At 67.7% G+C, this 25,418-nt stretch carries 22 protein-coding genes; 10 read left to right on the top strand and 12 right to left on the bottom strand.

Going from position 1 to position 25,418, the window contains the following annotated elements; all coding sequences use genetic code 11:
* Positions 1-75: 75 nt before the first annotated feature.
* The 7 genes from ACGLHS_RS24685 to ACGLHS_RS24715 all read right to left on the bottom strand — a co-directional run bounded on the left by ACGLHS_RS24685 (position 76) and on the right by ACGLHS_RS24715 (position 13,242).
* Positions 76-4,653, bottom strand: coding sequence for an SDR family NAD(P)-dependent oxidoreductase (locus ACGLHS_RS24685; RefSeq protein WP_394484062.1), 4,578 nt, complete (start codon positions 4,651-4,653; stop codon positions 76-78).
* A 2-nt stretch (positions 4,654-4,655) separates the two neighbouring features.
* Positions 4,656-9,959: an amino acid adenylation domain-containing protein gene (locus tag ACGLHS_RS24690; RefSeq protein WP_394484064.1), complete on the bottom strand. Its 5,304-nt coding sequence runs from the start codon at positions 9,957-9,959 to the stop codon at positions 4,656-4,658.
* Between the two features lie 22 nt (positions 9,960-9,981).
* On the bottom strand, positions 9,982-10,974 hold the full coding sequence (locus ACGLHS_RS24695) for a TauD/TfdA family dioxygenase (protein ID WP_394484066.1): 993 nt from the start codon (positions 10,972-10,974) through the stop codon (positions 9,982-9,984).
* Positions 10,975-11,049: 75 nt separating this feature from the next.
* Positions 11,050-11,802, bottom strand: a complete 753-nt coding sequence (locus tag ACGLHS_RS24700; RefSeq protein WP_394484068.1) for a thioesterase II family protein — start codon at positions 11,800-11,802, stop codon at positions 11,050-11,052.
* A gap of 8 nt (positions 11,803-11,810) precedes the next feature.
* Positions 11,811-12,056, bottom strand: a complete 246-nt coding sequence (locus tag ACGLHS_RS24705) for an MbtH family protein (protein WP_394484070.1) — start codon at positions 12,054-12,056, stop codon at positions 11,811-11,813.
* A gap of 262 nt (positions 12,057-12,318) precedes the next feature.
* A complete protein-coding gene (locus tag ACGLHS_RS24710; RefSeq protein ID WP_394484072.1) occupies positions 12,319-12,591 on the bottom strand; it encodes a FecR/PupR family sigma factor regulator in 273 nt (90 codons plus the stop codon).
* A 117-nt stretch (positions 12,592-12,708) separates the two neighbouring features.
* Positions 12,709-13,242, bottom strand: a complete 534-nt coding sequence (locus ACGLHS_RS24715) for a sigma-70 family RNA polymerase sigma factor (protein WP_394484074.1) — start codon at positions 13,240-13,242, stop codon at positions 12,709-12,711.
* Positions 13,243-13,409: 167 nt separating this feature from the next.
* On the opposite strand from ACGLHS_RS24715, the gene ACGLHS_RS24720 reads away from it, so the two are divergent.
* Both ACGLHS_RS24720 and ACGLHS_RS24725 read left to right on the top strand, forming a co-directional pair.
* Positions 13,410-14,372 (top strand): 4'-phosphopantetheinyl transferase family protein, encoded by a 963-nt coding sequence (locus tag ACGLHS_RS24720; protein WP_394484076.1) that lies wholly within the window; start codon positions 13,410-13,412, stop codon positions 14,370-14,372.
* Positions 14,373-14,402: 30 nt separating this feature from the next.
* Positions 14,403-15,233 (top strand): plasmid replication/partition related protein, encoded by an 831-nt coding sequence (locus ACGLHS_RS24725; RefSeq protein ID WP_394484078.1) that lies wholly within the window; start codon positions 14,403-14,405, stop codon positions 15,231-15,233.
* A gap of 39 nt (positions 15,234-15,272) precedes the next feature.
* Here the strand turns inward: ACGLHS_RS24725 and ACGLHS_RS24730 are convergent, their stop codons facing one another.
* Positions 15,273-15,857, bottom strand: a complete 585-nt coding sequence (locus ACGLHS_RS24730) for a YSC84-related protein (protein ID WP_093239446.1) — start codon at positions 15,855-15,857, stop codon at positions 15,273-15,275.
* Positions 15,858-16,284: 427 nt separating this feature from the next.
* On the opposite strand from ACGLHS_RS24730, the gene ACGLHS_RS24735 reads away from it, so the two are divergent.
* From ACGLHS_RS24735 to ACGLHS_RS24760, 6 genes are all read left to right on the top strand, one after another.
* On the top strand, positions 16,285-17,007 hold the full coding sequence (locus ACGLHS_RS24735) for a hypothetical protein (protein WP_394484080.1): 723 nt from the start codon (positions 16,285-16,287) through the stop codon (positions 17,005-17,007).
* Positions 17,004-17,528, top strand: coding sequence for an ATP/GTP-binding protein (locus ACGLHS_RS24740; protein WP_176801064.1), 525 nt, complete (start codon positions 17,004-17,006; stop codon positions 17,526-17,528). Before ACGLHS_RS24735 ends, ACGLHS_RS24740 begins: the two co-directional genes overlap by 4 nt.
* A 29-nt stretch (positions 17,529-17,557) precedes the next feature.
* On the top strand, positions 17,558-17,941 hold the full coding sequence (locus ACGLHS_RS24745) for a roadblock/LC7 domain-containing protein (protein ID WP_093238859.1): 384 nt from the start codon (positions 17,558-17,560) through the stop codon (positions 17,939-17,941).
* Positions 17,942-18,043: 102 nt separating this feature from the next.
* Positions 18,044-18,403, top strand: coding sequence for a hypothetical protein (locus ACGLHS_RS24750; protein WP_093238857.1), 360 nt, complete (start codon positions 18,044-18,046; stop codon positions 18,401-18,403).
* A gap of 184 nt (positions 18,404-18,587) precedes the next feature.
* A complete protein-coding gene (locus tag ACGLHS_RS24755) occupies positions 18,588-19,880 on the top strand; it encodes a DUF418 domain-containing protein (protein WP_394484083.1) in 1,293 nt (430 codons plus the stop codon).
* A 126-nt stretch (positions 19,881-20,006) separates the two neighbouring features.
* Complete coding sequence (locus ACGLHS_RS24760) at positions 20,007-20,216, top strand: hypothetical protein (RefSeq protein WP_093238854.1); 210 nt, start codon at positions 20,007-20,009, stop codon at positions 20,214-20,216.
* 81 nt (positions 20,217-20,297) lie between these two features.
* Here the strand turns inward: ACGLHS_RS24760 and ACGLHS_RS24765 are convergent, their stop codons facing one another.
* Both ACGLHS_RS24765 and gstA read right to left on the bottom strand, forming a co-directional pair.
* Complete coding sequence (locus ACGLHS_RS24765) at positions 20,298-20,696, bottom strand: HU family DNA-binding protein (protein ID WP_093238853.1); 399 nt, start codon at positions 20,694-20,696, stop codon at positions 20,298-20,300.
* 152 nt (positions 20,697-20,848) lie between these two features.
* A complete protein-coding gene (gene gstA / locus ACGLHS_RS24770) occupies positions 20,849-21,460 on the bottom strand; it encodes a glutathione transferase GstA (protein WP_394484085.1) in 612 nt (203 codons plus the stop codon).
* A gap of 97 nt (positions 21,461-21,557) precedes the next feature.
* Between gstA and ACGLHS_RS24775 the strand changes: the two genes are divergently transcribed.
* On the top strand, positions 21,558-22,526 hold the full coding sequence (locus tag ACGLHS_RS24775) for a LysR family transcriptional regulator (RefSeq protein ID WP_394484087.1): 969 nt from the start codon (positions 21,558-21,560) through the stop codon (positions 22,524-22,526).
* A gap of 151 nt (positions 22,527-22,677) precedes the next feature.
* On the opposite strand, the gene ACGLHS_RS24780 is transcribed toward ACGLHS_RS24775, so the two are convergent.
* Complete coding sequence (locus ACGLHS_RS24780; RefSeq protein ID WP_093238848.1) at positions 22,678-22,953, bottom strand: hypothetical protein; 276 nt, start codon at positions 22,951-22,953, stop codon at positions 22,678-22,680.
* Positions 22,954-23,184: 231 nt separating this feature from the next.
* Between ACGLHS_RS24780 and ACGLHS_RS24785 the strand changes: the two genes are divergently transcribed.
* Positions 23,185-23,985, top strand: coding sequence for an alpha/beta hydrolase (locus tag ACGLHS_RS24785; protein ID WP_394484089.1), 801 nt, complete (start codon positions 23,185-23,187; stop codon positions 23,983-23,985).
* A gap of 85 nt (positions 23,986-24,070) precedes the next feature.
* Here ACGLHS_RS24785 and ACGLHS_RS24790 read toward each other — a convergent pair whose 3' ends face one another.
* Positions 24,071-25,330 carry an MFS transporter gene (locus ACGLHS_RS24790; protein WP_394484091.1) on the bottom strand — a complete coding sequence of 420 codons (1,260 nt, stop codon included), beginning with the start codon at positions 25,328-25,330 and terminating at the stop codon, positions 24,071-24,073.
* Positions 25,331-25,418 lie beyond the last annotated feature (88 nt).

Below are 25,418 nucleotides of genomic sequence, written 5' to 3' on the forward strand. Positions count from 1 at the left end.
TAACCTTCGCAGCACATGCTGCGGTGCGAGCCCCGTTCGGGGCGTTCCATGCGTTCGAAGAGGCCGGACGGGAGCTCATGGTGAAAGACTCGCGGTGGTCGCTTCGGGGGCTTCGGCGGCTTCGCGCTCGATCTCTTCGATCAGCCGCATCTCGACCAGCACCGCCAGTTCGGCGATGGTGGGTGCCTTGAAGAAGACGGCCGGATGCAGCTCCACGCCGAAGGCCTTGCGCACCCGCGCCAGCAGCCGAATCGCGAGCAGCGAATCGCCACCGAGTTCGAACAGGTTGTCATCCACGCCCACGGGCGCGATGCCGAGCGCTTCGCGCCACAGCTCGGCCAGCCCTTCTTCGAGGTCACCTTCGGGCGCGCGGTAGGCGGTCGGCAGCACCGGGCGCGAATGGCTGGCGCGGTTCTCGGCGGCAGGCGTGGCGGCATCGTCGTCCAGCGCGTCGAGCAGGCCTTCGAGCGGACGCAGGCGCGGCGCCAGCGGCGTGATCGACACCACGGTCTGCGGCAGGTCAGGGCCGTTGACGATGCGCTCGAAAGCCAGCACACCGGTGCGCTCATCGAGGCCGACGCCCTCGGGCATGTCCATGTCGACGGCCACGCCCACGTCGCGCCAGGCGTCCCAGTTCACCGAGAACACCGGCAGCGCCGAGTGGCGCCGGTGCGCGTGCGCGAAAGCGTCGAGGTAGGCGTTGGCCGCGGCATAGTCGCTGCGGCCAAGGCCGCCGATGAGGCTGGCGACCGAGGAGCAGAACAGCACGAAGTCGAGCGGCTCGGCGCGCAGTGCATCGAGCAGTGCGATGGTGCCCGCGACCTTGGGTGCGAACGCGGCTTCGACCAGCGCCTGCGTGCGCTGCGCGATCATCCCGCGGTCGGGCTGCACGACCGCGTGGACCACGCCGTTCACCGGACCGAAGCGCGCATGCACCTCGGCCAGCGCGGTGCGCAGTTGCGCGGGGTCGGTGACGTCGGCCGCCACCGCCAGCACCTGCGCGCCATCGGCTTCGAGGTCGATCAGTTGCTGCAGCCTGCGCCGCAGCGATGCGGGCTGGTCGGCAGCCGAGGCAAGGCGTTCCCAGTCGGCACGCGCAGGCAGCGGCGTGCGGCCCATCAGCACGAGCTTCGCTTGCCAGTGCTTGCTGAGGTGGCGCGCCATCGCCAGGCCGACACCCCCCAGCCCACCGGTGATGAGGTAGACACCGCCCTGGCGCAGGCGCTGCGTGCTTGTCGTCTGTGCGGGCACCGGCTCGTAGTGCTTGGTCCAGCGATGCGGTCCCCGGTAGGCGACGACGAAATCGTCGGCCGATGAATCGGCCTCTTCGGCGACACGGCGCGCAAGCTCGGCCTCGGCCGTGCTTTCCGGCGCGGGCAGCACCACGTCGACGACGCGGCAAGTCACGGAAGGCGACTCCTGCCCCAGCACCTTGGCGATGCCGAGCACGGTGGCTTTTTCAGGCGCAAAGGGCTCGGTGCCCGCCACGTCTTCGACGCGGTCGGTGACCACGGTGAGCGCCAGCGGCGGGCGGCTTGCGGCGCCGACGGCATCGAGCGCCTGGGCCAGTGCGAGCAGGCTGAAGTAGCCTGCCTCGAAGACCGCCGCATGCGTGGCGGGTGCCGGCTTGCTGCCATCGAGGCTCCAGAGGTGGAAAAGACGCGTGACGGGGCCGGCCTCGGCTTCGACTTCTCGCAACAGGGCTTCGTGGTCGGCGCGCTCGGCCGGGCGCATCGCGTACTGCCGCTCTGCCGTGCGTGTGAATTTCTTGCCGCGCAATGCCAGCACGACCTGATCGCCCCGGGCGCGCAGCGTGCGCGCCAGTCGGTCGGTGAAGCTGTCGGCGTCGCCGAGGATCAGCGTGCAGCCTTGCGGCACGGCCTTCGCTTCGGACGGCTGCGCGGCGGGAGCACGCACCCACGTCGGCGCATAGAAGAGCCCCGATGCGGACGACGACGAAGAAGACGATTGCGCGGCCTCGCCGGCTTCGATCCAGAAACGCCGGCGCTGGAAGGCGTAGGTGGGCAGCGGCACGCGGCGGCGCACGGCGCCTTCGCGGGCGGCGTCCCAATCGATCGCCACGCCGGCGGTCCACAAGCTTGCGACAGCGTTCGCAAGCTGCTGCGCATTGCGTGCGTGCTGCTGCGGATGCGCCTGGCTGGCCCAGATGCCGGCGGCCGACTGGCTGCCGGGGTGCTGGCGTGCCAGGCCGGTGAGCGTTTCACCGGGCCCGACTTCGAGCAGCACACGGCCCGGCGCAGCAAAAAGACCGCGCAAGCCATCGACAAAACGGACCGTGCCGCGCAGGTGCCGCCCCCAATAGGCAGGGCTGGCCGCTTCTTCCGCGGTGATCGGCTGGCCAGTGAGGTTCGACATGAAGGGAATGCGCGGCGCATGGCGCGGCACCGAAGCAATCAGGCGCTCGAGCTCCGCGACGATGGGGTCGGCCAGCCGCGAATGCGAGGCTGTCGACACATGCAGCCGGCGCGGCTGGTGCTGGTGTGCGCGCAGTGCCTCTTCGGCGCGCTCGATCGCATCGACCGGCCCCGAGAGCACGCACAGCTGCTCGGCGTTCACGGCGGCAAGGTCGCAGCCGAACGCGAGGTACGGCGCAAGCTCGGCTTCGGTCAGCGGCACAGCCGTCATGGCGCCGGGGGCCATGGTCTGCATCAGCCGGCCGCGCGCGGCGACGATGCGCAACGCATCTTCGAGCGAGAACACGCCCGCCAGGCAGGCAGCGACGTACTCGCCGAGACTGTGGCCCAGCATCATCGATGGCGCAACGCCGCGGTGCATCCACCAGTGCGCCATCGCGTACTCGACCGCGAACAGCGCGGGCTGCGCGAACTCGATGCGGGCCAGGCGCGCGTTGGCGGCCTGCTCATCGCCGGCAGCGGGGAACAGCAGCTCCAGCAGGTCGATGCCGGCGTCCTGCTTCAGCAGTGCGGCGCAGCGGTCGAGCGTCTGGCGGAAGACCGCGCTGTCGCGATACAGGGCCTGCCCCATCAGCGCATGCTGCGTGCCGCCACCCGGAAAGAGAAACACCACGCCGGGCGCAGCAGCCGGCACGCGGGTCGCGGCGACCACGGGCGAGGCCAGCATTTCGGCAGCCAGCCCGGACTGGTTCGCCACCACGGCGCTGCGCCATGCGAAGGCACGCCGGCCGCTCTGCAGCGTGTGGGCCACGTCTTCCAGCGCCTGTTCGCCATGCGACTGCAGATGCGCCGCGAGTTGCGCGCGGCCCTGCGCCAGCGCTGCCTCGTCCTTGGCCGACAGCGGCAGCACCTGCCATTGCGACGTTGCCGCCGTCGCCTGCGCGGCGGGTGCCTCTTCGAGCACCACGTGCACGTTGGTGCCGCCGATGCCGAACGAACTCACGCCCGCGCGGCGCGGCGTGCGGCCTTCCGCCCAGGGCTGCGACTGTGCGCTGACGTAGAACGGGCTCCCCGCGAAATCGATCTGCGGGTTCGGCCGCTCGAAATGCAGGCTCGGCGGCAGCACGCGGTGCTTGAGCGCGAGCGTGGCCTTGATGAGCCCGGCCACGCCGGCCGCCGCATCGAGGTGGCCGATGTTGGTCTTCACCGAACCGACCGCGCAGAAGCCGCGCCGCTCGGTGTCGGCACGGAAGGCCTGCGTGAGCGCGGCGATCTCGATCGGGTCGCCGAGCGTGGTGCCGGTGCCGTGGGCCTCGACATAGCCGATGGTGTCGGCCGACACGCCCGCGATCAGCTGCGCGGCGCGGATGACCTCGGCCTGCCCGTCCACGCTGGGCGCGGTGAAGCCGACCTTGGCCGAGCCGTCGTTGTTGGCCGCGGTGCCCTTGATGACGGCGTGGATGGTGTCGCCGTCGCGCAGCGCGTCGTCCAGGCGCTTGAGCGTGACCACGCCGGCGCCGCTGCCGATCACCGTGCCGGCGGCATCGGCGTCGAAGGCGCGGCAATGGCCATCGGGCGAAAGAATCGCGCCGGCCTGGTAGCGGTAGCCGCCTTCCTGCAGCAGGTTGAGCCACACGCCGCCGGCCAATGCCATGTCGCAGTCGTGGCTCAGCAGCGCCTGGCAGGCGGTATGCACGGCCACCAGCGACGTCGAGCAGGCGGTCTGCACGCTCACGGCGGGGCCGCGCAGATCGAGCTTGTAAGCCACCCGCGTGCAGAGCGATCCGCCCGAGTTGCCGCTCATCAGGCCCAGCAGGTCGGCGATGCCGCTGTGCGCGCCGAGGCCGAAAGACGGCAGCAGGTTGCGGATCAGGTAGACGTTGGCGCCCTCGCCCGCATACACGCCGACCTTGCCGGGCCAGCGCTCGGGATCGCAGCCGGCATGTTCGAGCGCGGCCGATGCGCACTCCAGGAACACGCGTTGCTGCGGGTCGAGGGTTTCGGCCTCGCGCGGCGTGTAGCCGAAGAAGCTGGCGTCGAACTTGTCGAAGCCCTCGAACAGCACGCCAGCCTTCACGTAGTCGGGGTCGTCGAGCAGGCTTTGCGGCACGCCGCGCTCGCGCAGTTGCTCGTCGGTGAAGCGCGACATCGATTCAACGCCGTCGCGGATGTTGCGCCAGAAGGCGTCGACGTCGTCGGCGCCAGGAAAGCGTCCGGCCATGCCGACGATGGCGATCTCGAGGCCGGTCGGGCCGGTGGTGTCGTTGAAGTTCGACATGGTCAGTGCACTCTCTCTGCCGCCTGGCGGCGTTGAAGCATCGCGGCGCGCTGGCGCAGCGCGCGCTCGTCGCTGGCGGCGGAAGAAGAGGAAGACGCCGCCTTGGCGCCGCCCTGCTCGATCCACTGGGCCAGCGATTCGACGGTGGGGTACTTGAAAAGATGAACCAGCGGAACCGTCGCCTGCAGCCGGTCTTCGAGCAGCCGGTGTGCGCGGATCAGCAGCAGCGAGTGGCCGCCAAGGTCGAAGAAGTTGTCGTGCAGGCCGACCTGATCGACCTTCAGCACCTCGGACCAGATGGCCGCGAGCATGCGGGCCACCTCGCCCTGCGGCGCCTCGTAGGTGCTCGCGCGGCCCATGCCCTCGGGCTCGGGCAGCGCCTTGCGGTCGACCTTGCCGTTGGCATTGAGCGGCAGCGCCGCCAGCACGACGATGGCGCGCGGCACCATGTAGTCGGGCAGCACTTGCGCAAGCCGCTCGCGCAGGGCCGCGGTGTCGACGGCCTCGTCCGCATGGGCCGCGATGTAGCCGATGAGCGAAGCGCCGGCCGGGCCTTCGCGGGTCACGACGACGGCTTCACGCACGGCGGGCTGGGCGAGCAGCTGCGCCTCGATCTCGCCGAGTTCGATGCGGAAGCCGCGAACCTTCACCTGATGGTCGATGCGGCCCAGATATTCGATCTGGCCCTCGGTGTTCCAGCGCACGAGGTCGCCGGTGCGGTAGAGCCTGCCGCCCTGCCCGAAGGGATTCGCAACGAAGCGCTCGGCGCTCAGTGCCGGCTTGTTCAGGTAGCCGCGCGCCAGGCTCACGCCACCCAGGTACAGCTCGCCGGCCACGCCGCGCGGCACCTGGTTCAGGCCGGCATCGAGGATGTAGGTCTGCGTGTCGCTGATCGGCAGGCCGATGGGCACGAGGCTCTGGCCATCGTCCCTGCAGCTCCAGCGTGTGACGTGGATGGTGGTCTCGGTCGGGCCATACAGGTTCTGCAGCGTGGCACCGCTCAGGCGCCGCAAAGCCTCTTTCTGCGTCTCCGAGGGCATGGCCTCGCCGCCGCAGATGATGTGCTTCAGCCGCGTGCTGGCTTCGATGCCCGGATGCGCGAGGAAGGCCTGCAGCATCGCGGGCACGAAGTTCAGCGTGGTGATCTGGTGGCGCTGGATGAGCGCCACCAGCCGCGCCGGATCGCGGTGATCGCCGGGGTTGGCGACCACCAGCCGCGCGCCTGCGGTCATGGGCCAGAACATTTCCCACACCGACACGTCGAAGCCGAACGGTGCCTTGTGCAGCACGGTGTCGTCATGGCCGAGGCCATAGACCCGCTGCATCCACGCCATGCAGCTGTGCAGCGCGTCGTGGCGCACGGCCGCGCCCTTGGGGTTGCCGGTGGAACCCGAGGTGTAGATGACGTAGGCAAGGTTCTCGCCATGCAGGCGCACCTGCGGATCGGATTCCGGCTCTGTGCTCAGGTCGAGCCCGTCGATCTCGAGCACGGCGACATCGCGCGACACGGCGATGCAGTCGCGGGTGGCGCGGTGGGTGAGCAGCAACGCGATGCGGCTGTCGGCCACCATGTACGCGAGCCGCTGCGCCGGGTACTCCGGGTCCAGTGGCAGGTAGGCGCCCCCGGCCTTGAGGATGGCCAGGATGCCGACGACCATCTCGACCGAGCGTTCCATCACGATGCCGACGGGCACGTCGGGGCCGACGCCCAGCGAGCGCAGGCGCCAGGCCAGGCGATTGGCGCGGCGGTTGAGTTCGGCAAAGCTCAGGGCCTCGTCGCCCACCAGCAGTGCCGTGGCCTGGGGCCGGCTGTGCGCGTGCTGCTCGAAGATGCGGTGCACCGGCTGGAGATCGGGCTCGCGGTGCGTGTTCACGCTCCATTGCGTGAGTTGCGCTTTCTCGGGTTCGGCGAGCAGGTCGATGTCGCCGACGGCCTGATCGGCACGGACAGCCAGCGCGCCGAGGATGGCCACGTAGTGATCGGCCATGTGCCCGATGGTTGCGGGCTCGAACAACTCGGCCGCGTAGATCAGGTCGAGCTTCAGCCGCCCGTCGGGCCGTTCGCGCGCTTCAAGCACCAGCTCGAACTGCGCCTGCAGGTCGGGCAGTGCGTGATCGGCGACCGCGATGCCGTCGATCTGCGCCAGCGCCCGGTGGTCTTCGAACAGGTGGTTGAACATCACCTGGAACAGCGGGCTCTGGCTCATGCTGCGCTGCGGCTGCAGCTTCTGCACCAGTTGCTCGAACGGCAGGTCCTGGTGCGCCTGCGCGCCCAGCACGGCCTCGCGAGCCTGCGCGAGGGCACGCGACAGCGGCGTGCGACCGTCGATCGCATTGCGCAGCACCAGCGTGTTGACGAACAGGCCGATGACGTTCTCGAATTCGACGCGGTTGCGGTTCGCGATGGCGGCGCCGACGCGAATCTCCTGTTGGCCGCTGTAGCGATGCAGCAGCACCTGCAGCCCCGCCAGCAGCACCATGAACAGCGTGGCGCCTTCGGCCTGCGCAAGCTCGCGCAACTGCGCGAGCAAGGGCGCCGGCAACTCGAAGGCATGGCGCGCCGCACGGTAGCTGCCCTGCGGCTGGCGCGGATGGTCGGTGCGCAATTCGAGCACCGGGTGTTCGTCGCCTAGCTGCGAATGCCACCAGGCCAACTGGCGCTCGCCCTCGCCGGCCGCGAGCCATCCGCGCTGCCAGACGGCGTAGTCGGCGTACTGCACCTGCGGCGCGGGCAGCTGTGCCGCACCACCTTGCAAACGTGCGACGTAGCCCGCCGCCAGTTCGTCGAGCAGCAGTTGCATCGAGGCGCCATCGGACACGATGTGATGCATCACCACGACCAGCACCTGGGCGTCGTCTGCCGTGCGGATCAGCGCGGCGCGCAACAGGCCGCCTTGCGTGAGGTCGAAGGGCTCGGCCTTGAGGCGGCGCGCCTGTTGTGCCAGTTGCGCGTCTTGCTCGCCGGCGGGCGTGCCGCGCAGGTCGATCAGTTGCAGAGGCAACGCGCCCGTGGGTTGAATCCACTGCGCGGCCGTGCCATCGGGCTCGGCGCGGAACACGGTACGCAGCGATTCATGGCGCGCGGTGAGATCGCCGAGCGCTGCGCGCAAGGCATCGGCATCGAGCGCACCGTGAAGGCGCAGCGCGCCGCTCATGTGGTACGCGGCACTGTGCGGGTCGAGCTGCCAGAGGAACCACTGGCGCTCCTGCGCATGCGACAGCGGCAGGCCTTGCTGCCTGCGCGCGGCCGGCAACACGGCAACGGGTGCGGGGCGTTCGCGCGAACCTTGCGCAAGCCGTTGCCGCACGGCATCGGCGCAGGCGTGCAGGCGCGGATGCTCAAACATCAGGCGCGCTGGAAAGTCGATGTCCCACTGCGCGGCGATGCGCGCCGCGGCCTGCGTGGCGGTGAGCGAACTGCCGCCGCGGGTGAAAAAGTGGGCGTCGCGCGCGAAAGGCTTCTCTGCCGTGGCCTTCAGCACCTCGCGCCAGATGGTATCGACCGCGCGCTCGGTGTCGTCGAGTTCGACGGCCGGCGCCTCGGACGACGAACCGCCCTTGACGAACTGGCCGTGCTCGAAGATCGCATACGCATCGGCCGTGCGATCCAGCCAGCCCGCGCGGCAGGCGCTGCGCTGCAGCTTGCCGCTGGTGGTCTTGGGCATGCCGCCCGGGTTGAGCAGCAGCACGGCCGACAGCGGCTCGCCGAACACTTCGCTGACCGCTGCGCCGAGCGCCTCGACCAGCACGTGCGGCGGCACCAGCTTCTGCATGCTGCGCGACACCTCGGCCGCGGCGCCGATGCCTTCGCCATCGGGCCCCGTGGCCGCGAACACCGCGACGCGGCCCTTGCGCACCGCGTCCACCTCGGCTTCGATGACCCGCTCGATGTCTTGCGGATAGATGTTGTGGCCGCGCACGATGATCAGGTCCTTGATGCGGCCGGTGACGTACAGCTCGCCGTCGCAGACGAAGCCCAGGTCGCCGGTGCGCAGCCAGCGCTTGCCCGCCACCTCGACGAAGGTCTCGCGCGACTCGCGCTCCTTGCCCCAGTAGCCGGCGCCGATGCTCGCACCGCTCGCCCAGATTTCGCCGATGCGCCCGGGCGCAGCAACCGACAGCGTGGCGGGGTCGACGATCTCGACCTCGTGCTCGACGGCCACCGCGCCGCAGCCGACCAGCGGTGTGCCGCCTTCGCTCGGTGTGCCGGTGCCACTGGCCAGCCCGTCGGCGCTGAAGCCGCGCGCGACCATGCCGGCGCCACGCCGCCCGCCGGTGACGAACAGCGTGGCCTCGGCCAGTCCGTAGCAGGCGTAGACCGCGCCCGGATCGAAGCCCGCGGGCGCAAAGCGCTCGATGAATTCGAACTCGGTGTCGGCGCGCACGGGCTCGGCGCCGGTGTAGGCCACGCGCCAGCTCGACAGGTCCAGTTGCGCGAGCTGCGCATCCTTCACGCGTTCGAGGCACAGGCGAAATGAAAAGTCGGGCCCGCCGCTGAGCGTGGCGCGATGGCGCGAGATCAGTTCGAGCCAGCGCACTGGCCGTTCGAGAAAATAGCGCGGCGAGGTCAGCACCAGCGGAATGCCGCTGTAGAGCGGCTGCATCAGCCCGCCGATGAGGCCCATGTCGTGATACAGCGGCGCCCACGAGACGAACTTGTCGTCGGGGCCGATGCCCATGCCGACCTGGATCGCATGTTCGTTGGCCATCAAGTTGCCGTGCGTCACGATCACGCCCTTGGGCGCCGAGGTCGAGCCCGAGGTGTACTGCAGGAAGGCGATGTCGTCGTCCACGGGCTCGAAGGGCTGCCATGCCTCGGCGCGCGCGACGTCGACCGCATCGACGGCAACGATCTGCACCTTGCCGAACTGGTTGCCCGCGGCCGCCATCGCGTCGCACAGCGCGGACGAAGTCAGCACGCAGCACGCCTGCGAATCGGTCGCCACGCCGGTGAGCCGCGCCAGATGCTGCGGCCGCGTGGATTCAGGCGGAAACACCGGCACCGCGATCACGCCGCTGTAGAAGCAGGCCAGCATGCTCACGGCGTAGTGGTCGCCGTTGTCGAGCATCACCAGTGCGCGGTCGCCCTTGCTGAACTGCTGTTGCAGTCGGGCCGCGAGTGCGCGCACGCGCTGCTCGAACGCGCGGTAGGTGAAAGGCTGCTCGCTGAACACGCCATCGACTTCGTCTGCGATGGTGAGCCAGACATCGTCTGGCCGCTGTTGTGCCAACGCGCGCAGATGCGCCACGAAGTTGCGCGGTCGCGCGCTGCCGCCCTGCGCCGGCGTCGATTCGTTGTTTGTCATTCTGTGGACTCCGGTGCCTGGCTCAGAAACTGCGGTCGAGGTTGCCGTGCGGCTCGGCCATGGCGACGATCACCTTGCGCGGGCCCTTGAACGGCGATCGCGCGTGGGCCACGAGCATGTTGTCGAGCATCAGCACGTCGCCCTCTTCCCAGAGGAAGGACACGGTCTCGGCATCGAGTGCCTCGCGCACCTCGGCGAAGATCGCGTCGCTGATGGTCGAGCCGTCGGCAAAGAAGGTGTTGCGCGGCACGTTCTCGATGCCGTAGAGCTCTTCGAGCACTTCGCGCTCTTCGGCTTCGCGCGCCGAGATGTGGAACAGGTGGGCCTGGTTGAACCAGACCCGCTCGCCGGTGACCGGGTGCGTCTCGATGGCCTGGCACAGCTGGCGCGTGCGCAAGCCGTCGTCGTCCTTCCACTCCCAGGTGATGCCTGTGCGGGTGCAGAAGGCTTCGACCTCGGCGCGGCTCTCGGTGTTGAAGACCTTCTGCCAGGGCACGTCCATCTCGCCGAAATTGCGCACGTAGAGAATGCCCGGCTCGAAGAGTTCGCGGATGCGCGCCGGAATGCGCCGGTAGACCGCACGGCTGTCGGCGATGGGTGTTTCACCGCCCTCGGGCGAGGCGGTGATGCAGTGGAACCAGATCTTCATCGGCCACTCGCGCGTGTAGGCCTGCTCGTTGTGCAGCGGAATGCTCTGGTGCGCCGGATATTCGGTCGATGTGTAGACGCCCGCGCCAGTGGAAGCAGAGACCGCGGAGCGCGGCGTGGAGGCAAACTCGTACTTCAGCAGCGGATGGCCGAACGACGAGGCGAACTGCTGGAAGGTTTCGACGCCGGGCACCGAGAAGCCGCGCAGCAGCACGCCGCCGGTCACGAGCAGCGACTGCTCGATCAGCGGACGCAGGCGCTCCACGGCCGAGAGCAGGTTTTCGCCGGATTCGCCAGGCGTCATCAGCACGGGAAGATCGGACCCGGCTGGCGCCTTGCGCTCGAAGCGCGTGAGCATTTCATTCATGTCGTCGACTCCTTTGCGCGCGGCGCCGAGTGCGCCGTCGCTTCAAAATTCGGACACCTGGCGCGCGCGGCGCGCTCAGGCAAGGGCGTGGGGTGCATGGGTTTTTTCTTGCGCGATGACCTGGCCGAGGCGCCGCACGAGCGCCTCGAGGAACGCGGCCTCGTGCTGGCGGATGAAGAAGTGGCCGCCATCGAAGACATCGAGCGTGAAGGTGCCGGCGGTCTCGCTTGACCATGCCTCGATGCGCTGGATATCGATGTCGTCATGACGCCCGGCGAAGGCATGGACCGGCATTGGCAGCGGCGGGTTGCCGGTGGCTGCGTCGTGCGCGAAGCTGCGGCAGATGCGGTAGTCGGCGCCCAGGGCATCGAGGGTGATGCGCATGAGTTCGGCGCTGGCGAACACGTCTTCGGGCGTGCCGCCCTGCTTGCGCAGGTCGGCGGTGAGCGAGGCGTCGTCGTCCTTGCCTTCGAAGCGCTCAGGGTCGCGCTGCGAAGGTGCGGCGCATGCCGAGACCAGCAGTGCGCGCGGCAACGTACGGCCCGCGTCGTGCAGCCGGCTGGACATGCCGTGCGCCAGCAGTGCGCCCATGCTGTGGCCGAAGAGCGCGAAGTCGCCGCCCTGCATCGCCTCGGCCTGCTCGTCGCACAACTGCGCGACGAGCGCCTCGTAGTTGTCGGCGAAGGCCTCGCCCATGCGCGCACCGCGCCCGGGCAGTTCGACGGGCACGATCCGCACCCACTGCGGCAGGAAGCGGCGCCAGCGCAGGTACATGGTGGCGCTTGCGCCCGCGCAAGGCAGGCACAGCAACGAGAGCGTCTGCGGCATGCGCGACATCAGGCGGCGGCGCTCCCGGCCTGCTGCTTCTGCTCGCGCATCCAGTCGCGCAGCGAGCGGGGGCGCATGTCGGTCCACGCGCCCTCGACGTGCGCGAGCACGGTCTTCTTGTCGCCCTTGATGCCATCGACCGCGGTCCATCCGGCCGGGACGGCCTTCCAGTGCGGCCAGATGGAGTACTGGTCTTCGTGATTGACCAGAACGATGAAGGTCTCGTCTTCGCGGTCAAAACAACTCGTCGACATCGGTGCATCCTTAAGTGATTGAACAAAAGGAGGCGCCCGATGACCGGACCGGTGTCAGGCGGAATCGCGGCGCTCCTGCAAACAGGACGCTTCTCGGGCGAATCTGTTCATTTCGGGAGGGGCCGTGGGGCGTGGAAAGGAGGCGTGCGCGGATGGCGCGGCCGGGATCGGCAGGCGCTGACGCAGGAAGGGTGCGGGGCGGTCGTGCGCGGCGGCTGGCGGCGCGTTCGCGAAGGACGCGAGGGGAGCGAGGGAGGCGGGCTTAGTTGCCGGCGCGAGGGGTTGGGTGGGGGGCGGTGTCGGGCACGTCGTCACTGTCGCCATCGCCATCGCCGAAATCGTTGGTCGGCGGAACGAAGCCCGCGAGCAACCACAGTTGGGCGGCCCTGTCGTAGGCACGGCGGTGCGCGGGCTGCGCCAGGAGCCAGGCGGTCATCTCGGCGCGCGCGCTTTCATCGAAGCTGTCGGCGTCGTGTTCGCGCTGCACCCATTGCCATGCGGCGTCCCAGACGGGATCGTCCTTGTCCTGTTTCATTCGTGAAGCTGCTCGCGTTGTCGATGCGGGCCGGGTCTGGAGCGACGCCTGCCCTTGCAGCGCGCATTCTCGCGGCAAATCGGCGAGGCTTCTTTTTGCGCGATCTTCCCTGCGGGGCTAGCGGGCGTCGCTTTCGAGCAGCAGGTGGCCGCACGACTTGATGGCCGTGGCGGCCTCTGCGATCAGGCCGTTCACAAGACCCAGCGCGCAGCCCAGGCGCGCGGCGATCTCGCGTTGCGTCAGGCCTTCCAGACGATAGAGCTCGAAGACCAGCCGCGTTCGCGGGGCGAGACCCGAAAGAACCTTGTCGATCGCGCTGATGACCTGGCGCTCGCACATCATGCGGTCGGGCGTGGCGGTGGCGGGCACGTCGAGCAGTTCCACGTCCACGTCGAAGGTTCGATAGCTGGCTTCGACGCGATGGCGACGGCAGTAGTCCAGCGCCATGTTGCGCACCACCTGGCAGCAATAGCCGATGGGCCGGTCGGCGTGCCGCACGCAGGGGCCGTCGACGATCTTCAGGTAGGCGTCCTGCACGACGTCGTCGGCCAGGTCCGCCGTGTTGACGATCTTCCGGGCAACGCGCCAGAGTTGCGCGCGATTGGCGATGAATACCTCCCCGAGCGACGGCTCGGGCAAATGCGATGGCATGTTCAACACCTCTTCTCCTGTGAGCGAGCCGGCACGGGCCGCGAATCCGATTTACTACTTTTGATGGACAAATCTAAATAAGAATCATTTCTATTTATATGCGGATTTCGAGTCATCTTGATGACCCTTCCGAGTCAGTTTTCAAACGAATGATGTGAGGCCCCCGGATGAATTCGGCATGGCGAATCACGGGATCTGGCGTTCCGCTGGAAATGCGGAATCCGGCATCGCGTGTGTGGGGGACCGCGATGATAGACCACTTCGCGCCGTGTCATCATCCGCTCCACATTGCGATCGCGGCCATGCGCTGCGGCTCCTTCATGCCAAGCGCCGCCCCTCTCATTTCATTGCCTGCGGGCGACATTCACCTCTGGTTCTGCTTTCACGGCAAGTCCGGCGATGCCACGCAGGACGCGGCCTGCCGCGCGTTGCTGACGCCGGAAGAGTTGTCGAAGCAAAACCGTTTCCACTTCGCGAGCGACCGGTACCGCTACCTCCTGACGCGGGCTCTGGTGCGTTCGGTGTTGTCGCGTTATGCGCCGGTGCAGCCACACGCCTGGCGCTTTGCCACAGGCCCTTTCGGACGCCCTCGCATCGAGGCGCCCACCATCGAAGAAACCCGTGGCCTCGACTTCAACCTGAGCCACACCGATGGGCTCATCGTGCTGGCCCTTGCGCGAAACATCGAGCTGGGCGTCGATGTCGAAAACATCGAGCGCAAGGCGGCGCTCGACGTTGCCGATCATTTCTTTTCGCCCGTCGAAGCAGAAGCCTTGCGCGCCCTGCCCACGGCTCTCCAGACAGCGCGCTTCTTCGACTTGTGGACGCTGAAAGAAAGCTACATCAAGGCACGCGGGATGGGCCTGCAGATACCGCTGGACAGCTTCAGCTTCACGCTGGACAACAACAACGACGGCATCGAATTCGCACTCGCGGATTCAGGCACGCGCGATGACACCGCACGGCCCTGGCACTTCTGGCAACTGCAGCCGACACGCGAGCATTTCGTGGCCCTCTGCGCTGCGCCAGAAAACCTGGCCGCCACGCGCATCGTGTGCCGCGAAACCGCACCACTGCAATGGGAGAAGCCGCTCGAGCTCCACGCAAGGCGCACCAGCGCACCCAACTAAAATTCCGCCCCTCTCCCCGATCCGCTCCCCATGAACATCGTCGTCAACGAAGAACTCAAAGCCTATATCGATCCACTGACTCCGGAGGAACACGAAGCACTCGAACGCAGCATCCTTGCCGAAGGTTGCCGCGACGCGCTGGTGCTGTGGGGCGACGTGCTGGTAGACGGGCACAACCGCTACGGCATCTGCCAGAAGCACGGCCTGCCCTTCCAGACGGTGCAGAACACGCGCTTCAAGAGCATCGACGACGTGCACCTCTGGATGATCGACCAGCACCTGGGCCGGCGCAGCATTTCGGATTTCCTGCGCGGCGTTCTCGCCCTGCGAAAGAAGGACATCGTCGACGAGCAGCGTGCCCGCGCCATGGCCACGCCGGCCTCGTCCTCCGATGCGCCGTTCGATGTCGACACACCCGCCGCCGAAGCACCTGCCGACGCCCCCGCGATGCCGCCCCAGGCGCCGATGAACAGCCGCGAAGCCATTGCCAAGGCCGCGCGCCTGAGCAGCAACCAGGTCGGGATGATCGAGAAGATCCAGAAGCAGGCGGCGCCTGAACTGGTGGCGGCCGTGAAGTCGGGCGTCATCTCCATCAACACGGCCGCAGCGGTTGCAACCCTGCCGGCCGAAGAGCAGGTCTTCGCCGCGAACGCGGGCAAGGACGAACTCAAGCAGGCCGCCAAGCGCGTGCGCGAATCGAAGAAAAAGCCGCGCGAAGAATCGGCCGAGTCCGATTCGGACGAATCGCAAGACACGCCCGACGCCACCCAGTTGCTGGTGCAGCGCGTGGCCGAACTCACGGCCGAGAACGAAGCCCTTCGCAAGGAAGTGGCCGAGCTGCGCGCGCAACTCGGCCAATAGGGAAAAGAAGAAAGGCCCCTGCCTGCGCAGGCAGGCGGCTTAGAGCTGGATCTCGGTGATCTTCGCGCCCGACAGCGAGACGCCGGCTTCCAGGCCCACGTTGGTCATCACGAAGCCCACCACCGGTTGGCGGATCGTGTTGGTGTCGATGTTGCCGTTGGCACCGATGGTCGCAAGGGCCACGGTCGCATCGGCACCGGCCGTCCAGCCCTTGCTGTTGCGGAACTTGTCCAGCGCGGCCTGCGTGGTGAAGAGGTAGATCACCGCCTTCGATTGCGCACCGGCCTGGAAGCCGATCGAGCCCGCGGTCGTGCTGTAGTACGACTGCGTGCGGCCGTTCACGCGCAACGCGCCGCGGCCATATTCGGCGCCCACCCCCATGCTGGCGCCCACCACGGCGGGAAACACCAGCACGCCGCTCGACTTGGCGACCAGTTCCCGCGATCCGGGCACCGAGTCGTACAGCCTGGACAACGACGCATTGACCTGCGCATCGATGGATGCGCGCGAGGACGTGCTGCTCGCCTGATCCTGTGGCCGCGTGGTGGTGCAGCCGACAAAAGCGATGCTGGCGATCGCGACGGCGGACGAAAGCGCCAGCGTGCGGAGGTTCATGGTGTTCATGGCGAAATCCTTTCCAAGGAACATGGATCGACGAAGAAATCGCTGCCTTTCGAGGCAGCACCGACCCATGCTAATTCCGCAAAACGGCAGCAAATCCGACTGAGGGCGTCGGCCTACGCGAAGTCACGCCTTCTTTGAACGCGCGAGCGGCGCGCGGCCAGCCCCGCCCGAAATGGGGCGAAACCTTCCGTCTGTAATCTAGTGTTTTTATTTGAAACAGGTGTTATATTTTTGGCGTCACACCTCTTGATCAATCTTTAGTTCTCGTTTCGACCCACGCCATGCGCGTTCCATCTTCGAAATCACACACAGAGAGCCTCAGGTTGAAAGCAAACTGGCATACACGCCCCAAGTTGGTGCTTTTGGTTCCAGAGGGACCAGCCACCCGCCCGCACCCGTCTGCTCCCGTTCGCCGCACAGGCCGGTCATGACCACAGCAGCCAACCCCGCGACCAAAGGCCAACGCGCCTTGCTGAGCTTCAGCGTCGAGGGGTTGCCGCCCCGGGAGGAGCTTCTGTTCAGGTCCCTCGTGCGATTGCTCGACCACCGGACCCACCAGCACTGGGCATGGAAGGCCGGCGCGGCCGACCTGCGGGTGGTCGGTGAACCCGCCACGGCCACGGCGACGGACGCCCCCCCCGCCAAGGCGGTCCCGGTGCTGGCCGTCGGCCATGTCGACCCGCAGCGCGGCGGCCACTTCCTGGCCCTGCCACTGCATGCCGACGTACTCGAGCACACGCTCAACCAGCTGGGCGCGATGGTCGTTCACGCACGGGGGCTGGGGCTGGCATCGCCCGACCGGCACATCGGGCCCGACGAAGAATTCCGCCTGCTGCGCTGGCCGCCGGCCGCCCTGCTCGAAGTGCCCGTCCGCATCCGGCTGGCCACGCTGATGACCGGCCGGCCCACCACCCTTGCGCTGCTCCAGCAACGCTCGGGCCTCGCGCAGCAGGACTGCCTGGATTTCCTGATCGACCTTCGGCGCGCCGACCTCCTCGAAAACACGCGGCCAGCCGAAGCCCCCTTGCCCACCCCCGACGCCGCTGCAACAGACAGCCGCCCCGCCGGCCCGGCGCGCGAACCCGTGCAACCCGGGCTGCTGGCCCGCATACGGAACCGGCTGGGCCTGCTGCCGACAGGCTCCAGATGACCATCGAACACAAGATCCTCTTCACCGGCACCATGGGCGCCGGCAAGACCACCGCGATCGCGGCCGTGAGCGAGATACCGCCGGTCAGCACCGACGTGCGCAACAGCGACACCTCGGTGGCCAAGGCCACCACCACCGTCGGGCTCGACTACGGCGAACTCACGCTCGACAACGGCGAGAAGCTGCGCCTGTACGGCACGCCCGGCCAGATGCGCTTCGACTTCATGTGGCGCATCCTGGGGCGCGGCGCGCTCGGCGTGGTGATCCTCGTGGACAACAGCCGGCCCGACCCGCTGGCCGACCTCGACGTCTACCTCGACGGCTTCGCGGACCTGATCGCGCAGACCGCCTGCGTGGTGGCGGTGGGCCGCATGGAAGCGCATCCGCAACCGGGTGTCGATGCCTACGCCCGGCGCATGGAAGCCAGGGGCGTGCTCTGCCCGGTCCTGCCCGCGAACGTCACGGACCCGCCCCAGGTCGTGCAGTTGCTGGAGCTGCTGCTGCTGCAACTCGAAACCTGATCCCTCTTCTTCCTCATTTCCGAGCAGCCATGAACATAACTCCAAGAATCAAGCTCGCCGCCGAATCCGCCATCGACACGTTGATGCGCGAGATCAAGGGCGTGAAGGCCGTCGTCATTTCGACCGAGGACGGCCTCGAGCTGGCCGCCCGCGTCGAGAACACGGCGCAGGTCGCGCGCCTGTCCGCCATCGCCAGTTCACTGGCCGCGCTGGGCGCCGTCGCGGGCGAGGAAAGCCAGCTCGGCGATTGCGACAACGTGACCATCGAGGCCACGCACGGCCACATCCTGATGCTGCAGGCCCGCCACCCCGACGTGACGCTGATCGTGAGCGTGGTCGCGGGCCGCGAGGCCATCATCGGCCAGGTCCTCTACTTTGCGAAGCAGGCGACGCTGTCGCTGCAGCACGCCTAGGGGCAGCGCCCGCGCGACACACCGTTTCGACACCGGCCGCCGCCCATTTCTTCGCCCGGGTGGCTGCCGACTTTCAGGGGCGAGGGACTAGGAAAGATTCCGATGGCAAATATCAAGCAATCCATGGACGACCTGATGACCTGCGACGGCGCCCTGTGCGCGGCGCTGGTCGACTCCAGCAGCGGCATGATCCTGGGCCAGATCGGCTCGGGCGTCGATCTCGAAGTGGCCGCCGCCGGCAACACCGAAGTGGTCCGCGCCAAGCTCAGGACCATGCGCGACCTCGGCCTGAACGATGTCATCGAAGACATCCTCATCACGCTCGGCAAGCAGTACCACATCATCCGCCCGATGCTGAAGAAGGAAGGCCTGTTCGTGTACCTCGTGCTCGACAAGGCCAAGTCGAACCTCGCGCTGGCCCGCCGCAAGACGCTGGATGTGGAGCAGGGCCTGACGGTCTGAGAAGACCTCCTCTGCCGCAGCCACCCGGAGCCTTCTGGTGGTTGCGGCGGCGGCCGATGCGGCTCACGCCGCCGATACGCGAAGCGCAATGTTCATGCAATGCTGATTCATAGCATCGCGGCTGGCGCGGGTGCTCCGATACGGACACCCGCAACCCAGCAACCGCAGCCTTCACGTGTCCCCGATGACATCCGATCCCGCAAGCCTGCCGCGCTACCCGACTGCCGGCGGCCCATCGATGCGCTCCGGCGCCCTCCCCGTTCGCACGCACGCATCGCCGGCCTCAGGCGTTCGCCGCCTTGAACTGCTCGACGCACTGCGCGGCTTTGCGCTGTTCGGCGTGCTGATGGTCAACCTGCGCAGCTTCTCGCTCTTCGAGTTCCTCACGCCCGCCGATCGCGCGGCACTGCCCACTGCGGCCTGGGACCGTGTCGTCGACATGGCGATGGAGCTCCTGGTCGATGCCCGTTCGATCACGCTGTTCTCGCTGTTGTTCGGCGTCGGCTTCGCGATGCAGATGAACCGCCCGACGGCCAAGGCGGACCACGTGCACCGCTATGTGCGTCGCATGCTGATCCTGCTGGCCATCGGCCTCGTGCACGCGTGGCTGTTCTGGTGGGGCGACATCCTTCGCTACTACGCGGTGTTCGGCCTGGCGCTGCTGGCGTTCACCCGACTGTCGCCGCGCATGCTGGCCTTGCTCGGCATGTTTGTGGCGGTGGCCATGCCCGTGCTGCTGCAGCCGGTGTTGCCCGCCTTGCTGCCACCACAGGCCAGCCCGGCCCAGTCTGCCGCGGCGGCGCTGGCGGCTTTCGGCAGCGACCAGTGGTCCACCGTGCTCGATGGCAACTTCGCGCGCGACGCACGCATGCGCATCGCCGTGTGGTGGCTGCCGCTCTTCGTCTTCGGCCGGCTGCTCATCGGCATGGCCATCGGCCGCGCCGGCGTGCTGCAAAGGTCGGTCGAGTACCGGCACTTCTGGCGCCGCCTGCTGTATGCGAGCCTGGCCACGAGCCTTGTCGCGACGGTGCTGCTGCTCCTGCGGGACCACCACGCCACGGGCATCGTGGCCGGCTGGCTGCAGGGCGGCGATGTGGGCAAGACCGTCGCGCGCCTGCTGCGCCACATCGCGCCGCTGGCGCAGGGCGTGTTCTACATGGCGGCCTTCGTTCTGCTGTTCCAGCGGGCCGCGTGGCGGCACTGGCTGCGCAAGCTCGCACCCATGGGGCGGATGGCGCTGACCAACTACCTTGCGCAGACGCTGCTCGGCCTGGGCCTGTTCTATGGCATCGGCCTGGGCATCGGTCCGAAGCTCGGGCTGGTGGGCGTCGCGGCATGCAGCATTGCGATCTTCGGGCTGCAGGCGGTGTTCAGCTGCTGGTGGCTCGCGCGCTTCAGGTTCGGGCCGGCCGAATGGCTGTGGCGCAGCCTGGTCTACGGAGGGCCGCAGCCGATGCGATGGCTGGCCACGGCCTGAGCGAAAGCGGTGGCGCCAAAACGGCCGGACGGCCTACACGGATCGCCGCAGCGCGATGACTCTCCCGTCACAACGACGCGGTAGGCTCGGTGTCAGCCCATCCATCACCCGACGAGGAGCGAACCCATGCCAGCAAACGCGAAAGTCACCGGCGTAGTCGAATACCGGGCCGGCGACGGCCCTCTCATCCGCATTCCCGAAGGCCCGATCGAAGTCCAGCTGGCACCGGACAGCGCCGTGCTGAGCTGGGGCGACAGCGGCACCATGCAGACCACGGCCATTCCCGTGGCCGAGTACCAGCGCTTTCTGGACGAGGGCGTGATCCAGCCCGATTGAAAAAAAGCCCACGGCACACAACAAAAAAGGCCCCTCGCGAGGGGCCTTTTCTTTGCATCGGCGGCCAACGGCCGCCATGCATTACTTCTTCTTTGCGGCCACGGCCTTCTTGGCGGGCGCGGCAGCCTTCTTCGCTGCAGGCTTTGCTGCGGCCTTGGCAGCCGGCTTGGCGGCGACAACCTTGTCGGCCTTGCGCTTGGCAGCCTTCGGGTCCACGGCGGCCTTGAAGGCAGCGCCCGGCACGAACTTCGGCACCTTTTGTGCGGCGATCTTGATCTTCGTGCCGGCGCTGGGGTTGAAGCCCGAGCGTGCGGCGCGTGCCACTTGCTTGAAGGTGCCGAAGCCGACGATCTGGACGGGGTCACCCTTCTTCACTGCGGCGACGATCGAGCTGGTCACAGTCTCGAGGATGCGCGCGGCTTCAGCCTTGCTGACGTTGTGGGCGGTGACGATTTTTTCGACGAGTTCGATGCGGTTCAACTGAGTTCCTAATAGGTTTAATTCGCCATGTTGCCTATGGCGGCGCAGCAACGAATGCAAGCTGCAAGCGGGGCGGAGTTTATTCGACTCTGGAGAGGCCCCACGCAACAAGCCATCAATCGACCGCCAAACACCCCTCCATCAGCCCCCAATCAGCCCTCTATCAGGCCTTCGGCGTGAACTGCCGCACGCACCGCGGGCCGCTGCGACACCCGCGCCATGTACGCCTCGATGGCCGGCCAGCGCGAGAAATCGAGGCCCGCGTGATGCCCCAGGCGAAGGATCGGATAAAGGTACGCATCGGCCACCGTGAAGTGCGCGCCAAGAACGTATGGCCCTGGCCGCACCAGCGCATCCACACGCTCGAAAGCCCGTGCGTCCCGCAGCAGGCGCTGCTTGAAGCTGGCCGGCACCTCGGCATCGAACATCGGCGCAAAGCCCTTGTGCAGTTCGGTCGCCACGAAGCTCAATGCTTCCAGCAGGCGGTAGCGTTCGATGGTGCCGGCAGCCGGTGCCAGCTGCGAAGCCGGCGCCAGGTCGGCAAGGTACGTCAGCACGGCCAGGCCTTCGGTGAGCACCGCGCCATCGTCCAGCTCCAGTGCGGGCACCTTGCCCATCGGATGAATCGCCAGATAGCTTTGCCCGCTGGCCGGCAACGTCTTGGTCTCCAGGTCGACCCGGACCAGTTCCGCCGCAAGGCCGGCCTCGCGCAGCGCGATGTGAGAAGACAATGAAGAAGCACCGGGGCTGTAGAAGAGTTTCATGATCGGCTCCTGCCAGAGGGGTTGGTTTCAGTGGATGTGGTGATGTGTCCGGCCACATGCGATGTGGTTGCCACGGATGGTGAGCGCGAGGAGCCGAATGAAAAAGCAGGTTGAAGGCACAAGATTGCTGAGCCGGACTCACGAGTTGCCGATCTCGGAAGCGGACGCGCGCGTCTTCGTGACCGTCGCCGATGCCGGCAGCTTCACGGCTGCTGCTGCATTGCATGCGATGACGCCGTCGGCAGTGAGCAAGGCCATCGGCCGCCTCGAAGCGGACCTGGGCGTGCGGCTGCTGGTGCGCACGACGCGGGCGCTGCACCTGACGGAAGAAGGCATGGCCTTCCACGAGCGCTGCGCACGCGCCTTCAGCCTGCTGGCCGAAGCCGCCGAAGAAGCAGGTGCAGGCACGCGCGCCGTGGCGGGCACGGTGCGTATCGGCGCGCCCTCTCTTTTCGGCACGTTCCTCATCGCGCCCTTGCTTCCCGCGCTGCTTGCACGGCACCCGAAGCTGCGGGTCGAGATCGTGTCGACGACGCGGCTGTCCGACGTGTTCGATCTCGGACTGGACCTGGCGATTGCCGTGGGCGCGTTGCCCGATTCAAGCCTCGTGGCCAAGCCCCTGGGGCAAGGCCAGTTCGTGACGGTGGCGGCACCGGGTTATCTCAAGGCCGCAGGAACGACGCCGCGACGGCCGTTGCGGCCCGAGGATCTCCTGGCCCACCGCTGCATCGCCTACACCCGGCCCGACGGCCGCGAGGAACCCTGGAACTTTCAGCTGCCCGAAGGCCCGCGGCAGCTCGACGTCCGCGCCGACGTTCGGTCGGACGACATGCACCACCTCACGGCGATGGCCGTTGCAGGCCTCGGAGTCGCCCACCTGCCGCTGTTCGTGGTGGCGGAGCACCTGGCCGGCGGGCGCCTCGAAAGACTGCTGCATGCCTGCGAGCCCGCCCCCAAGCTCGCCTCGCTGGTCTACCCCGCCGGGCGCTCGATGCCGCGCCGCGTGCGCGTCTTCATCGACTTCCTGCTTTCGCAGGAGCAGGCGCTTGCCGGTGTGACTCGGTAACACCGGAGCGGCCGGCGTCTTCATCTGGCCGGCGGAAGGAAGCCCCAAAAGAAAAAGCCCCCCAGCCTGGGCTGGAGGGCTTTCGCTTCATCTGTCATCGACCCGCACAACGCCCGGCATGCGCCGTGCCGTGCGGGCCCCGACCAGACGCTCAGTCGTCCGTGTCGGTGTCCGACTCTTCGTCGTCCGCGTCTTCTTCGGCGCGGCGAACCGTCACGAAGTTCGTCGCGTCTTCCACGAAGGCCATGAGCTTTTCGTCGGGTGCCATGCCGCGGACTTCCGTCTGCGGGCCGTCGCCGTTCTTGTAGTCGACCTGGACCAGCGCGAAGCAGGCCAGGGGTTCTTCCATCTCTCCGTCCTCGCCGCCGTCGTAGACAGCGACCCACCCTTCGGCGGGCATGATTTGCAGGATCTTCACTTCTTCCATCGATTCACTCCAAGCTCGAGAATTTGCATTGCGCCGCGCAGCATATCGCATGAAAACGGGGGCGCTGGAGGCGCGCGGCACGCGTTGAAATTCGCTCGCGGCGGCGTCGCCAAGAAGGCTGTCGTAGCACGCGCTTGCGAATGTGCAACGAGCTATGGCACGCTCGGCAACCCGGCGCAGCGAGCCGCCGATGACCGTGGCCTGAAAGCACTTCCACGCAGGAGATCGTCGATGCGCAGCATTGCCAGACATTGGATCGCGGGCTTCCTGATCGCGCTGATCGCATGGGTCTCGCAGGCCCACGCGCAGACCACGCAGAAGGTGGTGGACATTCCCACCCGTCCCGGAGTCACGCAGCGAATGCTCGTGCTGACACCGCCGGCCCCCAAGGCTGCGGTGATCCTGCTCGCGGGCGGGCACGGAGGGCTGCAGATCTTTCCCAATGGCTCGTTCAACTGGGGCGCCGGCAACTTCCTCGTTCGCACGCGGCAGCTGTTTGCAGACCAGGGGCTCATGGTTGCCGTGGTCGATGCCCCTTCCGATCGGCAGAGCCCGCCCTACCTCAGCGGATTTCGCCAGACCCCGGCGCATGCGGCTGACCTGAAGGCGGTCATTGCGTGGATGCGCGAGCAATCCAGGATTCCCGTGTGGCTCGTGGGCACCAGCCGCGGTACGCAATCGACAGCGTACGTCGCCACCGAGTTGACCGGCCCCGAAGGCCCGGACGGCATCGTCCTGACCTCGACCATCCTCGTGGACACTGCCGGCCGGCCCGTGCCGGCGATGCCGCTGGCAAAGATCCGGGTGCCTGTTCTTGTCGTGCACCACGAGCAGGACGGTTGCCGGCTCTGCCCGTTTGCCAGCGTGCCCACACTGATGGAGAAGCTCGACAACGCGCCGAAGAAAGAACTGTTGAGCATCAAGGGCGGGGAAAGCAGGGGCGACGCTTGCGAGGCCATGGCGTATCACGGCTTCAACGGGCTCGACCGCGAGATGGTCCCGCAGATCGCCGCCTGGATTCTTGCCAGATAGGCGTCGACAGGCATCGGTGCCCACCCCGCCCTGGCGGGTTGAGCGAAAAGCGCCGTGGGTCGAAGCCCGCCTGGGAATGCGCGCGTTACTTTGCCGCTCTTGACGCCGCTCGACCGCCGGCACCGCCATGCCGGGGAATCCAGTACGCCAGGGTTCCCGCTGCCGCGAAGGCAATCAGCCCGGTCACTGCAATGCCCGACGCCAGCGACAGGCTGGCCGCCAGGAAGGACAGCAGCGCCGGCCCGCAAGAAGACCCGATGTCGGACATCAGCCGCCACACGCCGAGGAAGTGCGCGCGCCCGTGGCGCGGCGAGTGATCGGCGCCGAGAGTCATGATCATTCCCGAGCCGATGCCATTGCCGAAGCCGATGGCCAGTGCGGTGAACAGCAGCGTGAGCGTGCCGGTGGTCAGCGGCATCAGCAGCATCGCCAGCCCCATGATCAGCATCGATGGCACGGCCACCCAGCGCCGGCCCTTCTGGTCCATCACCTTGCCGGCCGGATAGAACACCAGCATGTCGATGCCGCCAGCCATGCCGTAGATCAACGAGGCCACCGAGGGTGCGAGCGCGAGGTGGTCGGCCCACAGCGGAATCACGGCCTGGCGCGATGCCCGCACCGCACTGACCAGCACCACGCCGATGCCGAGCGTGAGGAACACGCGGCGATGGTCGCGCAGCGTCGAGACGATGGTGGTCGAGGCGGGTGCCACCTGCCCATGCGGAACGGGCGGCGCCACCAGGTCGGGAATGCGCGCCCCCATGGCCGCCGCGCCCACCACCGCGACGATGCCGATCACGTAGGCTGCCGACAGCCCGAACGCGTGCACCGCGCCGGCCGCGAGAAAAGGCCCGATGAACATGCCGATGCGCATGACGCCGCCCAGCGTCGACAACGCGCGCGCTCGGTATTCGATGGGCACCGCCTCGGTCATGTAGCTCTGGCGCGCGAGGTTGTAGACGGCCTGCGACATGCCCACCATGAAGCACCCGACGGCGAACAGGCTGAAGTGCGACGTCCACACGCACAGGGCCATGCCGAGGCCGCTCCACAAGCCCGCCACGACGATGGCCCAACGCTCGCCCCAGCGGATCGTGATCAGCGAGGCCGGGATGTTGTTGAGCAGCGAGCCGATGCCGATCAGCGCCACCACCAGCGCCGCCATCGACACCGATGCCCCCAGGTCGCGCGCCGTCAGCGGCACGATGGGCAGGATCGCGCCCTCGCCCAGTCCGAACAGCAACGACGGGCCGAAGGCCGGCACCGCGATGCGCCACAAAGAGAACGGAGGCGAGGAAGCAGACGAGGAGGCCGAGGTGGCCGGAGTGGCGGGCGGGGATGACATGCGCGGAGGGTTCTGGTTTTGCTGCCCCGGCCCGCCGGTCGGGCGAAGGCGCGGCCATTGTCTCGCCGCCGGCGGATTTCTGCACGGC

The sequence above is a fragment of the Variovorax sp. VaC1 genome (assembly GCF_043658315.1).
In the GTDB taxonomy this organism is placed as follows: Bacteria; Pseudomonadota; Gammaproteobacteria; order Burkholderiales; family Burkholderiaceae_C; genus Variovorax.